The sequence below is a fragment of the Pseudomonas morbosilactucae genome, from assembly GCF_023241665.1.
Classification (GTDB): Bacteria; Pseudomonadota; Gammaproteobacteria; order Pseudomonadales; family Pseudomonadaceae; genus Aquipseudomonas; species Aquipseudomonas morbosilactucae.
In genome coordinates, this window is the sequence record NZ_JALQCX010000081.1 from 1 (window position 1) to 14,302 (window position 14,302).

The window sequence follows — 14,302 nt, forward strand, 5'->3', positions numbered from 1 at the left end:
GCCAGCTCCTACAAGGGGGCTGCGTCAGCAACGGTGACGCACAATCCTGTGGGCGCCGGCTTGCCGGCGATGAGGCTCTTGAGATTTGTGTGGGTCTTGGGGGCGCTATCGCTGGCAAGCCAGCTCCTACAAGGGGGCTGTGTGAGCGACGGTGACGCACAATCCTGTGGGCGCCGGCTTGCCGGCGATGAGGCTCTTGAGATTTACGTGGGTCTTGGGGTGCCATCGCTGGCGAGCCAGCTCCTACAAGGGGGCTGTGTGAGCGATGGTGACGCACAATCCTGTAGGAGCCGGCTTGCCGGCGATCAGGCCCTTGAGATTTGCATGGGTCTTGGGGACGCCATCGCTGGCGAGCCAGCTCCTACAACGGGGGTTAGGCTCGGGCGCGTAGGAGGTCGTCGGCGAGGCTGGCGGCGCGGTCGCGCAGTTCGACGAAGCGTTGGTTGAGGTCGCCATAGCCGGCTTTCCAGGACAACACGCCATCTGCATAGGCCTGGCCAAGCACCAGGTCATTGATCGAACCCATGCCGCCATAGGCGCGGCGCAGGTCATCGAGGCCCGAGTCATCGCCCTCCAGCAGGCGGCCCCGGGCGGTGCGCATCCAGCGGCTCCAATGGGTGTCGTCGTCGCTTTCCAGTACCAGGGCCAGTTGTTCGAGCACGTCGATCAGTTCGGCAGTTTTTGCATCCATGGCGGGGCATCTTCCAGGGTTGGACGGGGCGGCGTTACTCAGTGCGCCGTCAGCAGGGCTTCGAGTTTTTCCTGGTCACGGGCGAACTGGCGAATGCCTTCGGCCAATTTTTCGGTGGCCATGGCGTCTTCGTTGGACGCCCAGCGGAACGCCGCCTGATCCAGGTGCTGGCGCGGTTCGCCGGCCTGGCCGGGAAGCAGTTTGCGTTGCAGCGGGGCGACGTCTTCATCGAGTTTTTGCAGCAGTTCGGGGCTGATGGTCAGGCGGTCGCAGCCGGCCAGTTGCTCGATCTGACTGAGGGTGCGGAAGCTGGCGCCCATGACCACGGTGGGGATGGCGTTGGCCTTGTAGTAGTTGTAGATCCGCGTCACCGACTGCACGCCCGGGTCCTCGGCGCCGGTGTAGTCCTGGCCGGTATTTTTTTTGTACCAGTCGTAGATGCGGCCGACAAAAGGCGAAATCAGGAACACCCCGGCATCGGCGCAGGCCACGGCCTGGGCGAAGGAAAACAGCAGGGTCAGGTTGGTCTGGATGCCGGCGCGCTCCAGGCGTTCGGCGGCACGGATGCCTTCCCAGGTCGAGGCCAGTTTGATCAGTACCCGCTCGCGGCTGACGCCCGCCTGGTCGTAGAGGCCGATCAACTGGTTGGCCTTGGCCCACAGCGCCTCTTCATCGAAGGACAGGCGTGCATCGACTTCAGTGGAAATGCGCCCCGGAATCACCTCAAGAATGCCGCAGCCCACCGACACCGCGAACTGGTCGCAGGCCAGGCCGACATCGCCCTTGGCGTGGGTCACCGCGCGCTGCAACAGCTCGGCGTATTGAGGAATGGCCGCGGCCTTGAGCAGCAGGGACGGGTTGGTGGTGGCGTCCACCGGGCGCAGGCGGGTGATGGCGTCGAGGTCGCCGGTGTCACAGACGACGGTGGTGAATTGCTTGAGTTGTTGCAGTTTGGAAGTCATGGGCAGGGTCTATCCACGTCGCAGGTGATTGATAAGGGGCTACTGGTTCAGGGCCTGGGCGGTTTCCAGGTCGGTGATCAGCACGTCCAGGTAGCCGCCCTGGAGTGCGCCGCGAATGGCCTGCACCTTGCGCTGGCCGCCGGCCAGGGCCAGCACCCGGTTGATCGAGCGCAGCTTGGGCAGGGCCACGGAAACCACGAATTCTTCGTCTTCCTCCAACACCGGGCGCCCCTGGGCGTCGAAGTAGCGCAGGCAGATGTCGCCCACCGCGCCACGCTCGGCCAGCAGGCGCAGCATGTCTTCGGTGTAGTAGTTGCCGCTGTTGCGCAGCAGTTGCGAGGGCTCCAGCTCACCGATGCCGACAATCGCCAGGGTAATGCTGTCGAAGCGGTTGAGCACCTCCTTGACTTCTTCCATCTCGACGATGCGCTGTTTGCTTTCCACCGACTGCTCGATGCTTTGCGAGGGCAGCAGGAAGGCCGGGCAGTTGAGCAGGGTGGCCAGGCGCTGGGTCAGCAAGGTGGCTTCGAAGGCGCCCTTGTTGCCCACGCCCCCCAGCAGTTGCACCACTTCCTGGGCACCTTGCTTGCCGGGCTGGGCGTGCATATGGCCGACCATGGCGCGGATGGTGCTGCTCCAGGACGAGATACCAATGTGGTCCTGAGGGCTGAGGCTGGTTTCCAGGTAATGGGCGGCGGCCGAGCCGATGGCCTGCTTGATGCTTTCTTCGTTGCCGGTTTCGGTGGCTTCGACCACGATCACCCGGCGCACGCCGTACAGGCGCTGCAACTGATTTTCCAGTTCCAGGTGCAGGCCCTGGGGGCGCATTACGGTGATTTTCACCACGCCTTCCTGCAGGGCACGGCGTAGGGCACGGCTGATAAAAGACTGGGACAAATCGAGCTGCGTGGAGATCTCGGACTGCTTGAGCCCTTCTTCGTAATAGAGGCTGGCGATCTTGGTGATCAGCCGTTGTTCTTCGATTTGGCTCATGCAGGCCCCAATAAATGAAATCAATACCTAACGTGCCGGCGAGGATAGCAAACCGACGGCGGGTCGTGCCCGCCGCCGAAATCACGACATGATCAGCCCGCCGTCGATATTGATCGCCTGGCCGGTCAGGTAGGCGGCGTCATCGGAGGCCAGGAAAGCCACCAGCCCGGCCACGTCCGAAGGCTTGCCGGCGCGGCGCAGGGGAATGTTCTTCACCCACTCGGCCATCAGCTCGCCCTTGGCGTAGCGTTTTTCCTCGGTACTGAGAATCTCGCCCCAGACCCGGTCGTTGTAGTCCCACATTTCGCTTTCGATGATGCCGGGGCAGAAAGCGTTGACCGTGATGTTATGCCGCGCCAGCTCCAGGGCCAGGCTCTGGGTGATGCCGATCACACCCATTTTGCTCGCGGCGTAGTGGGGGGTGTAGATGAAACCCTGGCGGCCCTGGCCCGACGAGGTGTTGATCAGCCGGCCGCTGCCTTGCTTGACCATGTACTTGGCGGCCTCGCGGCAGCCGAGCCAGACCCCGGTGGTGTTGACCTGCAGGACTTTGTCGAAGTCGGCTCGGGGCATGCTGTCGAAGTGGTCGATGGTGATGATGCCGGCGTTCTGCACCGACACGTCGATGCTGCCGAAACGCTCGTGGGCGCTGCGGTACAGGCGCTGGATATCGCCTTCGTCGGTGACGTCCAGGCCCAAGGCCAGGCTGCTGATGCCGTATTCCCGCGCCAGTTGGTCGGCGGTGAAGGTCACCCGTTCCAGGTCGTTGGACGCCAGCACCAGGTGGGCGCCTTCCTGGGCGAAGCGCTCGGCAATGCCGGCGCCGATGCCTCGGCAGGCACCAGTGATGACCACGGTTTTTCCGCTAAAACGTTGGGACATGAGGGGTGCTCCAATTGTTCGCAGGGGCTGGCTTACCAGCAGACAAAACCACCGTCCACCAGCAGATCGACGCCGGTGCAGAAGGACGAGGCCTGGCTGACCAGGAAGATCGCCGGGCCGACCATTTCTTCCACGCTGGCCATGCGGCCCATGGGCGTGGTCTGTTCAAAGATCTTCACCTGGTCCGCCACTTCGGGGCGCGAGTTCATCGGCGTGGCGGTGTAGCCGGGGCTGATGCAGTTGACCCGCAAGCCCTTGTCCGCCCATTCCATGGCCAGGCTTTTGCTCAGGTGGATGACCCCGGCCTTGGAGGTGTTGTAGTGGGCCTGCAGCAGCCCGCGGTTGACGATGCTGCCGGACATCGAGGCGATGTTGACGATGGCCCCCTTGCCCCGTGGCAGCATTACGGCGGCTTGGGCCTGGCAACTGAGGAAGATCCCGGTCAGGTTGATGTCCAGGGTGGTTTGCCAGCGTTGCAGTTCCAGTTCTTCGGCCGCCTGTGCGTTGGCGATGCCGGCGCAGTTCACCGCCACGCTGAGCGCCCCCAGTTCGGCTTCGGTGCGGGCCACGGCGGCATCCAGGGCGGCACGGTCGGTCACGGTGCCGGCCAGGGCCAGGCCGCGACGGCCCAGGGCGTTGATGCGTGCCACGGTGCTGTCGATGCCCGGGCTGTTGGGCAAGTCAAAGCAGGCCACATCGGCCCCGGCTTCGGCCAGGCCCACGGCGATGGCCTGGCCAATGCCGCTGCCGGCGCCGGTGACGAAGGCTACCTGGCCTTGAAGACTAAAAAGTTGCATGGGTTGCTCCGTGTCAGTCGTGATATCCATCCCGCCGCACCCCCCCTTATGTAGGAGCTGGCTTGCCAGCGATGACGGTGTGCAGTGGATCGTTATGCCAGCCTTGCCGGCCTTATCGCCGGCAAGCTGGCCTCTACAGCTAGGCGTTAATCGCCTTTGCAGCGTTATGCCGTGGCCATTTCCATGACCGATACGGGGGTGGCGGCGCCGCGTTCGAGGATGCCCATCTGCCGGCCACGGCTCATGACCATGACCCGGTGGGACAGCCCGAGCACTTCGTCGAGGTCGGAACTGACCACGATCACCGCCATGCCGGTGGCCGCCAGTTCGGCGATCACCTCGTAGATCGCCGCCCGTGCGCCGACGTCAATGCCCCGGGTCGGCTCATCGAGGATGAACACCTTGGGGTTGCGCGCCAGCCACTTGGCGATGATGACCTTTTGCTGGTTGCCCCCCGACAGGGCGCCGATGCGTTGCTCCGGCGCGCCCTTGACCCCCAGGCGCGACACCGCGGTCTGGGCGAACTCCCGCAGGCGCTTGGGCAGCACCCAACTGCCGCTTTGCAGCAGGTCGGTGTTGCCGTAGACCAGGTTGTCTTCGATGCGGTGTTCGACCACCACCCCTTGTTGCTTGCGGTCCTCGGGCACCAGCACCACGCCGGCTTGGATCGCTTCCGAAGGTGAGCGCAACTGACGGGGCTGGCCGTCGAGTTGCATCTGCCCATGAATGTCCTGGGCGGCGCCGGCGATCACCCGGACCAGTTCCGTGCGACCGGCACCGACCACCCCGGCAATGCCGAACACTTCCCCAGCGCGCACGCTGAAGTCGATGCCGTGCAAGGCGAACTCTCGGCACGTCAGGTCCTTGACCTGCAGCATCACCCGTTCCTGGGGCGCTTGCAGGGTCGGGAATATCCGTTCCAGGCTGCGCCCGACCATTTGCTCCACCAGCTCGCGCACCGGCACCTGGGCGTTGGCATGCAGGGCAATCTGCCGGCCGTCGCGCAGCACCAAAATGCGGTCGGCGATCCGCGCGATCTCTTCCAGCCGGTGGCTGATATAGATGAACGACACGCCTTCGGCTTTCAGGCGTTCGACCTGCCGGAACAACAGCTCGGTTTCCTCGCCACCCAGGGCCGCGGTGGGTTCGTCGAGGATCAGCAGCCGGGCGTTGAGGGTCAGGGCCTTGGCGATTTCCACCAATTGCTGTGCGGCGACGCTCAGGCCTTCGACCTTGCGCGACGCTGGCACATTCAGCCCCAGGCGCTGCAGTTGCTTCTGCGCCTGGGCCTCGATGTACTCGCGGTCGACCCGGCCATGGCGCATGGGCAGGCGACCGACAAAGATGTTTTCGGCAATCGACAGCTGCGGCAGCAAGCGAATCTCTTGGTGGATCAGGCCGATGCCAGCGCCCAGGGCGGCCCCCGGCGAGGCGGGGGCATAGGCCTCGCCGAGCCAGGTCATGGCACCGCCCGGCTCGGGTTGGACCACGCCGGCGATGATCGACGACAGGGTCGATTTGCCGGCGCCGTTCTCGCCGAGCAGGGCCAGCACCTCGCCGGGGCGGATGTCGACGTTGATCTGCGCCAGCACTTGCACCGTGCCGTACGACTTGCCGATGTCGCGCAGGCACAACACCGCAGGCGGCGTGGTGTCCTGGCGCTGGCGGTTATCCAGAGCTGCTTGCATACCGAACTCCCGGGCTCAGGGGTGCTGTTGCAGGAAAGGCGCGACGTTGTCTTTGGTGGTCAGCACTGTTTCCAGCAACTGTTCCTTGGGCACGGCCTTGCCGGCCTTGAGGTCCAGGGCGGAGGCCACGGCCATGCGGCCCATTTTCTGGGTCTGCTGGGTCATGGTCGCTTGCAGCACGCCGCTGGCCACGGCCTTGAGCCCGGCCACGTCACCGTCGAAACCGACCACCACCACGGGCTGCGGCAGGTTGGCGACTTTCACCGCCTGGGCGGCGCCCAGGGCCATGGCGTCGGCGCGGCCGAAGAACACGGTGATGTTGGGGTCACGCTGCAGCAGGTCCTGGGCCACGGCAAAGCCTTTGTCCTGGGCCCACTCAGCCGGTTGTTCCGCCACCACCTTGAGGCCCGGGAAACCTTTCAGGCCTTCCTGGAAACCCTTGGCGCGATCGTTTTCCGGGGTGGTGCCCAGTTGGCCCTGGAGGATGGCGATGCGGCCCTTGCCTTCGGTGATCTTGCCTACGTACTCGGCCAGGGTGCGGGCGCCGGCCACGCTGTCGCTGGCAATAAAGGTATCGCCCGGAGCGTCGGGGGCGTTGCGGTCCACGGCAATCACCGGAATCCCGGCGGCCTTGGCGGCCTTCACCGGAACGCCAGCGGCGGTGGCCCCGGCGGGGATGTAGATCAAGGCATCGATCTGCCGGGTGATCAGGTCTTCAATCTGGCTGACCTGGGTCGAGGAGTTGCCCTGGGCATCGACGGTGATGATCTTCACCCCGCGCGCCTTGCCCTCGGCTTCCACCGACTGTTTGATCTGGTTGAAGAAGTCGGCCTGCAGGTTGGCCACGGCCAGGCCGATGGTCAGCTCCTTGGCCCAGGTCGAGCCGGCGCTGGTGAGGGTGGCAGCGGCCAAGGCCGTCGCGAGCAGCAGTTTTTTGGTCATGAACATGGCGGTGACTCCTGATTTTATTTTTGGTGGTGTCAACAAGGATCAAGCGCACAACGGAACAGCTTATCGAGCAGTGTTGGAACGGCGACGCAAGGTATCGATGGTCACGGCGAGGGCAATCACCACGCCAATCACGACCTGTTGAATAAAGGGGGAAACCCCGAGCAGGTTCAGGCCATTGCGCAGCACGCCAATGATCAGCACACCCACCAGGGTGCCGCCGACACTGCCGACGCCGCCGCTGAGGCTGGCGCCGCCAATCACTACGGCGGCAATGGCGTCCAGTTCCAGGGTCAGCCCGGCGCTGGGTTGGGAAGAGTCGAGGCGGGCGGCCATGGTGACCGCGGCAATGCCGGCCAGGGCGCCGCTGATGGCGTACACCCAGAGGGTGATGGCCCGCACCTTGATCCCGGACAGGCGCGCCACTTCAGGGCTGCCGCCAATGGCATAGAGGTTGCGGCCACCGGCGCGAAAGCGCAGGAACACCCAGGCCGCCACCAGCATGATCAGGAACAGCCCGACCGTGGCCGAGAGAAAGCCGAAGTGACGCACCGTGGCCAGGCTGGTGAACCACTCCGGGTAGCCGACAATCTGCCGGCCTTCGGTGAGGATATTGGCCAGGCCCCGGGCCACCGACATCATGGTCAGGGTGGCGATAAAGGCCGGCAGCTTGGCGTAGCTGATCAGCAACCCGGAGACCAGCCCGGCGAGCATGCCGGTGGCGATCGACACCGGGATCGCCAGGCCTAGGGGCAAGCCCTGATCCTGGTACAGCCAGCCGAGCATCATCATCGAGAAGGCCAGCACCGAGCCCACCGAGAGGTCGATGCCGCCGATCACGATCACCGCGGTCATGCCGATGGCGAGGATGCCCAGCACCGTGACCTGATCGAGGATGTTCAGGCCATTGCGCAAGGAGAAGAAGAATTCGGAACTGAAGGAGAAGACCAGCACCAAGAGGGCGAGGCCGATCAGCGGGCCACCGATGTTGCTGGGCAGCAGTTTGAGTAACCGCGAACGGCCGGACGGCTTGACAGCGGCCTGATGGACAGAGGCTTTGGCGTCCACATTGTTCTCCTGATTTATTTTTTTTGGAGTTCGTTCGGGCTGCTTGAATATTTATGCATGCCTGACTGTTAATTCAGATTCCGGCTCCGGCGAGGCAAAGTCAAGCGGTTTAATTTTCTGCGCTGCCCCTCGGCACCGTTGCGAATCTCCCTGTAAGCCTCTTTCCAGACGCTCGCGCCGGCTATTCAGGCTACCTGTCGAGGCGACTGGCGGTGTGGTTTTTTGATTTTTCCGCACCGGGCTCCCTTGACCTGCTGAGCGAACGGCGTCTAAATAGAAATATATTGTCACTGCTGAATAAATATTCAAAAGACAGCTTTGGACACTTTTACCCCGCGTGGTCAGCCCCACAGGAGCCGCTGCATGAATGCCTTCCAGTACGACGCCCAGCAGATCAAAGAACAGGCCCGCCTGATCAGGCGCCATGTGATTACCCTGAATGCCGAGTCGCCGGCGGGCGGGCACACCGGCGCCGACCTGTCGGAAACCGACATCCTCGCGACCCTGTATTTCCGCATCCTCAATACCGGGCCTGAGCGCACTGAAGACCCGGAGCGCGACATCTACATCCAGAGCAAGGGCCATGGTGTCGGCGGTTTGTATTGCTGCCTGGCCCAGGCCGGCTATATCCCCAAGGAGTGGCTGGCGACTTACCAGCACTTCAACTCCCATCTGCCGGGCCACCCGGTGCGCCAGAAAACCCCGGGCATCGAACTCAACACCGGCGCCCTGGGCCACGGTTTGCCGGTGGCGGTGGGCCTGGCGCTGGCGGCGAAGATGTCCGGCAGTGCGCGGCGCATTTATGTGCTGACCGGGGACGGCGAGCTGGCTGAAGGTTCGAACTGGGAAGCGGCCATGGCGGCGGCCAAGTACGGCCTGGATAACCTGTTCGTGATCGTCGACAAGAACAAGTTGCAGCTGGCCGGCCTGACTGCCGAGATCATGCCCCTGGACCCTTTGGACGTGAAATGGGCGGCCTTTGGCTTCCAGGTCAGCGAGTGCGACGGCAACGACGTCAGCCAACTGGTGGCCACACTGGAGCAGATGCAGAGCCACAAGGGCTCGCCCCAGGTATTGATCGCCCACACCATCAAGGGCAAAGGCGTGTCGTTTATCGAAGGTCGCCCCGAATGGCACCACCGGGTGCCCAAGGGTGATGAAATCAACGCGGCACTGGAGGAGTTGAATCATGGCGAGTGAACATTTGGCCAGTGTCATGGTGGAGGCGTTCATCGCCGCCGTCGAAGAGGGTCTGGACCTGGTGCCGGTGGTCAGCGACTCCACGTCCACCGCCAAGATCGGGCCTTTCATGCAGCGTTTTCCCGAGCGCCTGATCAACGTCGGCATTGCCGAGCAATCCCTGGTGGGGGTGGCCGCTGGCCTGGCCCTGGGCGGCAAGATCGCCGCCACCTGCAACGCTGCGCCGTTCCTGATTTCCCGGGCCAACGAGCAGATCAAAGTGGACGTTTGCTACAACCAGGCCAACGTCAAAATGTTCGGCCTCAATGCCGGCGCCAGTTACGGCCCGCTGGCCAGCACCCACCACAGCCTGGACGATATCTCGGTGATGCGCGGCTTTGGCAATGTGCAGATTTTTGCCCCGGCCGACCCGCTGGAATGCCGGCAGATCGCCGACTACGCCTTGCGCTACCAGGGGCCGGTGTACATCCGTCTCGACGGCAAGGCCCTGCCCGAACTGCATGACCCCAGCTACCGTTTCGTGCCCGGGCAGGTGGACATTCTGCGCCAGGGCCAGGACCTGACCATCGTTGCCCTGGGCTCGGTGGTCCACGAAGCGGTGGACGCTGCAGCGCAGTTGGCCGAGCAGGGCATCCAGGCCCAGGTCATCAACCTGTCGTCGATCCGCCCGTTGCAGCGCGACGTGTTGCTTGAGGCCCTGCGCGGCACGGGCGGGGTGATTACCGTCGAGGAACACAACATCAATGGTGGGTTGGGCAGCCTGGTGGCGGAAGTGCTGGCCGAAGGGGCGGTGGGCATTGCCTTGATCCGCCTGGGCATCGGCGACGGTGAGTACGCCGCCGCCGGCGCCCGCGAGCCCACCCGCGCCTTGCATTGCATCGACGCGGCTGGGATTGTGGCGGCCGCTGCACGTTTGCGCTGAGGCGGTCCATGTCGAGTAACCAGACCATGAATGAACACTCCCCGCTGATCCTGGCGATCGATGAGGGCACCAGCAACGCCAAGGCGGTGCTGGTCAACGAGCACGGCCAGGTGATTGCCCGCGGTTCGCGGCCCCTGAGCATCAGCCACCCGCAGCCCGGCTATTCGGAGCAGGACCCGTTGCAGATCTGGCACGCCACCCTGGCCGCCATTGACGAGTGCCTGGCGGGGCTGGAGCGGCCCATCACCGCCCTGGCCATCAGTAACCAGCGCGAGTCGGTGGTGGCCTGGGACCGGGCCAGTGGCGAGCCGCTGTCGCCCTGCATCAGTTGGCAATGCCGGCGCTCGCTGCCGTTGTGCACGGAGCTGCATGCCCAGGGCCATGAAGCGACGATCCTGGCCAAGACCGGGCTAGCCCTGGACCCGATGTTTTCCGCCGGCAAGTTCCGCTGGATCCTCGATCACCTGGACAACGGTCACGCCCGTGCTGCCGCCGGGGAAATTTGCCTTGGCACCATGGACAGCTGGCTGTTGTGGCAGCTCAGCGGCGGCGAGGTCTTTGCCACCGACGGCTCCAACGCCGCCCGCACCCAACTGTTCAATTTGCAGACCGGCGACTGGGACGGGCAATTGCTCGAACTGTTCTCGATCCCCGCCGAGGCCCTGGCGCCGATCCAGCCCAGTGCCGGCCTGTTCGCCCACACGGTGGCAGCCGGGCGGCTGGCGGCAGGCATTCCGGTGCTGTCGATGATCGGCGACTCCCATGCCGCGTTGTTCGGTCAGGGCGGTTTCGCGCCGGGGCTGGTCAAGGCCACCCTGGGCACCGGTTCGTCGCTGATGACCCCGATGGCCGGGCCGATTGCTTCCCGTCACGGGCTGTCCACCACCCTGGCCTGGCACGATGGCACGGCGCCGACCTACGCCATGGAAGGCAATATTGTGCACACCGGCGCAGCGGTGCAGTGGGCCTCACGGCTGGTGGCCGGCGAATCCCTGGACCAACTGACCGAGCACGCCGCGCAACTGCCGGACAATGGCGGGGTGTACTTTGTCCCGGCGCTTTCCGGGCTTGGCGCGCCGCACTGGCAGGCCGAGGCCCGGGGGCTGATCTGCGGCCTGACCGAAGGCACCTCCGGTGCGCACATCTTGCGTGCCGCGCTGGAATCCATTGGTTATCAGATTCGTGATGTGTTTGACGCCATGCAGGCTGACATCGGCAGCCCGCTCAAGGAGCTGTGGGTGGACGGCGGCGCCACGCGCAATCGCTGGCTGATGCAGTTTCTTGCCGACCTGCTGCAACGCCCGGTGATTCGCAGCCTGTCTCCGGAAGTCTCGGCCCTGGGCGCCGCGCACCTGGCGGGCAAGGCCCTGGGCATCTGGGCCAGTGATGCGGCGCTGCAAGCCCTGGAGCGTCCGCGTGAACGCTTCGAACCCAACCCCGGCTCGAACCTGGACGGCCTGTACCTGGAGTGGAAAAAAGCCCTGCAACGAACCCTGTGTTAAGCCCTGACTGCCGCCGGGGCTGAAAAGGGCAGGGCGCGGCTACGGCAGCGGCCCCAACACCTGGCGATAGCGTTCCTCACCCTGAGAGGTCTGCCGGGTCAGGATGATTTCCAGGCCCTGGGGATTGTCCTTGCGGTTGCCGCTCAGTTGTCGCCAACCCTCGTCCGGCTCCCAGACGCGCACCTGCAGGTCACGGACCTGGGTCAACACCGCCACCGCGTCCTTGGGCGCCGGCAGCGGGTAACGATCACGGGCCGGCGCCGCCGCGCGGTACAGGGTGTCGCCCTGGAGCCACCAGCGCACCCGCTGCAAGCCATCCCCTGGGGTGGCCGCGCTGCGAATCACGTCCAGGCGAAATACCCGGGCATCGGAACTGCGCACGCTCAGCGCTGCCGGTGTGACAGCCTCCGCTGGCGGGCTGTCGTTCAAGGTCGGTTCGCGCAACTCGACTCCGGCGCGCAGGGCCACATCACGCTCCAACTGGTTAAGGGTGCGCAACAAGGCTTCGGTCTGTTCGGCGCTGGCCTGCAAATGGCTGTCGGCGCGGGTCACGCTGTCCAGGCCACGCCAGGCGATCAGGCTGACAATGGCCATCAACATAATCGCCACCATCACTTCGATCAGGGTAAATCCGCGTTGCCGACTGTTCATGGGCGGTTCACCACGCGCAGTTCGCCGGCGCCGTTACGCTCCACGCTGACGCGGTGCTGGCCGTCGGAAAGCACCACCCGTAACGGCGGGTTGATCCATTCGGCGGTGAGCACCAGGGTTTGTCGAGGGGTGATGCGCACCTGCATCGGCACTGACTGCCAAGGCCGTGGCCGCAGTTGCGGGTCGTTGTCGAAACGTTCGATGCCGGTTCCCTGTTCCTGGTGTCGGCTGAACGCAAACCCCTTGGCATTGGCCTGCCAGGTGATCGGGCGGCCATCGGCCCGGGCCTCGGCCTGGGCACCCGCAGCAGTTGCGCCAGGCGTTCGGCGTCCTTGCGCAACACGGCCGCCGGGTCGGGGCGGATGCTCAGGCTGACTGCGGCGCTGGCGATGCCGATGATCACCAACACCACCATCAATTCGATCAGGGTGAAGCCGCGCTGACGGATGTTGCGCATCAAACCGGGCTCCTGTGCCGAGGGTCAAGGCCGTTGCCGGGAAGAATCGCGCGCTGGAAATAGCCAGGCGCGCGTTGTCCTGTAGACTGCGCCCACGGACAATCAGGAGGTCCCGCCATGGCATTCGCCACTCGTCTATCAGCCCCACGTCTGCTGCAGGCCGTGGCCTTGTTCGTGGCCCTGGCCGGTGTGGTCACCTGGTCCTCGCTGCTGCTGACCCGCGCCGAGTCATCCGCGCCGGCAGCAGTACCGCCGATGCCGGCACCGCGTTCCGATAACCCGTCGTTGCAGTGGTTTTCCAGCCAGCCGGCGGCGGTGTCGATCAAGGTGTCCGGGGTCATGGCCGGGGCCCATGGTTCGGTCGCGGTGCTCAGCATCAATGACGGCCCGCCGCGCAGTGTCATACCGGGCGAGCGCCTGACCCAGGGCGTGCGCCTGGTCGCCATCGAGGCGGACGGAGTGGTGATCGAGCAAGGTTCGCAGCGCACGCAGCTCAAGGTCGGCACCTTGCCCGACAGCGTGGCGCTGCCGTCGTTGATCCGCCGTTGAAGACCTTCACAGGCGCTGCACCAGGGGCCGGCTGAGCAGGGTGTCCATGCGCGCCAGGGGCGGTGCTTCGCGGCTGCGGTCCCAGACCCGCAGGCTGACTCGCAGCAACTGTTCATCGGCGCTGGGGCTGATGGCTTGCTCGCAACGCAACTTGAGTGGGCCCTGGTCGCAATCGAAGGCTTTGCGTCCGGGGCGCAAACGCTCTTCCAGGCGCAATTCCGCCAGCCGGTTCTGCGCGGCCAACTGGGCCAGGGAGCGGTCTCGCAGCAGGCCGTTACTCTGGGTCATCACGCCGGCCACACGCACGGCCGCCGACATGGCCACGGCAACGATTGCCAAGGCCACCAGCACCTCGATCAGGGTAAAACCACGCTCCTTGCGCAACCGCTCCATGGGTGACTCTTTGCGGCAAAAACAGGTCGGCAGAATAGCACTGGGACAGGGCGCGATGGCGAGCAAAAACGGATGTTTATTTTCCCTTTTCCAGCCATGTAGTTTTGCTACACTGCGCGCCGAATACGAATCACTCAAGGAAGTCGATATGGATATCGCTTGTGTAAAGTCCCTGCCCAAAGGCCCACGCGGCCAGCGCGGTTTCACCCTGATCGAAATCATGGTGGTGGTGGTGATTCTCGGGATTCTCGCGGTCATGGTGGTGCCCAAGGTGCTTGACCGCCCGGACCAGGCTCGGGCCACCGCCGCCAAGCAAGACATCGCCGGCCTGATGCAGGCGCTCAAGCTTTACCGTCTTGACCACGGCTCCTACCCCAAGCTCAACCAGGGCCTCAAGGTGCTGGTGGAACGTCCCGCCGACGCCCAGAACGGCCAGTGGCGCTCCTACCTGGAGCGCTTGCCCAACGACCCTTGGGGCCGTCCTTATCACTACCTCAATCCAGGCGCCAACGGCGAAGTGGATGTGTTCTCCCTGGGTGCCGATGGGCAGCCGGACGGTGAAGGCGTGAACGCTGATATTGGGTCCTGGCAGCTCTAAG

The 14,302-nt window shown here is 64.7% G+C and carries 15 protein-coding genes and 1 pseudogene; 5 read left to right on the top strand and 11 right to left on the bottom strand.

What is annotated here, in order from left to right:
* Window positions 1-373: 373 nt before the first annotated feature.
* The 8 genes from M1B35_RS30405 to M1B35_RS30440 all read right to left on the bottom strand — a co-directional run bounded on the left by M1B35_RS30405 (window position 374) and on the right by M1B35_RS30440 (window position 8,029).
* Window positions 374-691, bottom strand: coding sequence for a DUF6966 domain-containing protein (locus M1B35_RS30405; protein WP_268263904.1), 318 nt, complete (start codon window positions 689-691; stop codon window positions 374-376).
* Window positions 692-729: 38 nt separating this feature from the next.
* On the bottom strand, window positions 730-1,653 hold the full coding sequence (gene tal, locus M1B35_RS30410) for a transaldolase (protein ID WP_268263905.1): 924 nt from the start codon (window positions 1,651-1,653) through the stop codon (window positions 730-732).
* Between the two features lie 39 nt (window positions 1,654-1,692).
* Window positions 1,693-2,646, bottom strand: coding sequence for a sugar-binding transcriptional regulator (locus tag M1B35_RS30415; RefSeq protein WP_268263906.1), 954 nt, complete (start codon window positions 2,644-2,646; stop codon window positions 1,693-1,695).
* 81 nt (window positions 2,647-2,727) lie between these two features.
* Complete coding sequence (locus tag M1B35_RS30420) at window positions 2,728-3,528, bottom strand: SDR family oxidoreductase (RefSeq protein ID WP_268263907.1); 801 nt, start codon at window positions 3,526-3,528, stop codon at window positions 2,728-2,730.
* Between the two features lie 32 nt (window positions 3,529-3,560).
* The gene (locus M1B35_RS30425) at window positions 3,561-4,325 is read right to left on the bottom strand and encodes an SDR family oxidoreductase (RefSeq protein WP_123333828.1); all 765 of its coding nucleotides are present in this window, start codon (window positions 4,323-4,325) and stop codon (window positions 3,561-3,563) included.
* 164 nt (window positions 4,326-4,489) lie between these two features.
* On the bottom strand, window positions 4,490-6,013 hold the full coding sequence (locus M1B35_RS30430; RefSeq protein ID WP_268263908.1) for a sugar ABC transporter ATP-binding protein: 1,524 nt from the start codon (window positions 6,011-6,013) through the stop codon (window positions 4,490-4,492).
* Window positions 6,014-6,028: 15 nt separating this feature from the next.
* The gene (locus M1B35_RS30435; protein ID WP_123333824.1) at window positions 6,029-6,961 is read right to left on the bottom strand and encodes a sugar ABC transporter substrate-binding protein; all 933 of its coding nucleotides are present in this window, start codon (window positions 6,959-6,961) and stop codon (window positions 6,029-6,031) included.
* Between the two features lie 63 nt (window positions 6,962-7,024).
* Window positions 7,025-8,029: an ABC transporter permease gene (locus M1B35_RS30440; protein ID WP_123333822.1), complete on the bottom strand. Its 1,005-nt coding sequence runs from the start codon at window positions 8,027-8,029 to the stop codon at window positions 7,025-7,027.
* Window positions 8,030-8,392: 363 nt separating this feature from the next.
* Here M1B35_RS30440 and M1B35_RS30445 point away from each other — a divergent pair, with 363 nt between their 5' ends.
* Genes M1B35_RS30445 through M1B35_RS30455 form a run of 3 tightly spaced genes read left to right on the top strand, consistent with a single transcriptional unit; the run spans window position 8,393 to window position 11,653 of the window.
* Window positions 8,393-9,229, top strand: coding sequence for a transketolase (locus M1B35_RS30445; RefSeq protein ID WP_268263909.1), 837 nt, complete (start codon window positions 8,393-8,395; stop codon window positions 9,227-9,229).
* Window positions 9,219-10,151 carry a transketolase family protein gene (locus M1B35_RS30450; protein WP_268263910.1) on the top strand — a complete coding sequence of 311 codons (933 nt, stop codon included), beginning with the start codon at window positions 9,219-9,221 and terminating at the stop codon, window positions 10,149-10,151. The genes M1B35_RS30445 and M1B35_RS30450 overlap by 11 nt, the downstream gene beginning before the upstream one ends.
* Window positions 10,152-10,177: 26 nt before the next feature.
* Window positions 10,178-11,653, top strand: a complete 1,476-nt coding sequence (locus M1B35_RS30455) for an FGGY family carbohydrate kinase (protein ID WP_268263911.1) — start codon at window positions 10,178-10,180, stop codon at window positions 11,651-11,653.
* 39 nt (window positions 11,654-11,692) lie between these two features.
* Here the strand turns inward: M1B35_RS30455 and M1B35_RS30460 are convergent, their stop codons facing one another.
* Both M1B35_RS30460 and gspH read right to left on the bottom strand, forming a co-directional pair.
* Window positions 11,693-12,304 (bottom strand): prepilin-type N-terminal cleavage/methylation domain-containing protein, encoded by a 612-nt coding sequence (locus M1B35_RS30460; RefSeq protein WP_123333817.1) that lies wholly within the window; start codon window positions 12,302-12,304, stop codon window positions 11,693-11,695.
* Window positions 12,301-12,761, bottom strand: a pseudogene (gene gspH, locus M1B35_RS30465) (type II secretion system minor pseudopilin GspH). The gene M1B35_RS30460 and the pseudogene gspH overlap by 4 nt, the downstream one beginning before the upstream one ends.
* 117 nt (window positions 12,762-12,878) lie before the next feature.
* On the opposite strand from gspH, the gene M1B35_RS30475 reads away from it, so the two are divergent.
* Complete coding sequence (locus M1B35_RS30475) at window positions 12,879-13,310, top strand: general secretion pathway protein GspC (RefSeq protein WP_123333813.1); 432 nt, start codon at window positions 12,879-12,881, stop codon at window positions 13,308-13,310.
* A gap of 6 nt (window positions 13,311-13,316) precedes the next feature.
* Here the strand turns inward: M1B35_RS30475 and gspI are convergent, their stop codons facing one another.
* Complete coding sequence (gene gspI / locus M1B35_RS30480; RefSeq protein ID WP_123333811.1) at window positions 13,317-13,703, bottom strand: type II secretion system minor pseudopilin GspI; 387 nt, start codon at window positions 13,701-13,703, stop codon at window positions 13,317-13,319.
* Window positions 13,704-13,851: 148 nt separating this feature from the next.
* Between gspI and gspG the strand changes: the two genes are divergently transcribed.
* Complete coding sequence (gspG, locus tag M1B35_RS30485; protein ID WP_123333809.1) at window positions 13,852-14,301, top strand: type II secretion system major pseudopilin GspG; 450 nt, start codon at window positions 13,852-13,854, stop codon at window positions 14,299-14,301.
* The last annotated feature ends 1 nt before the right edge of the window (window position 14,302 follow it).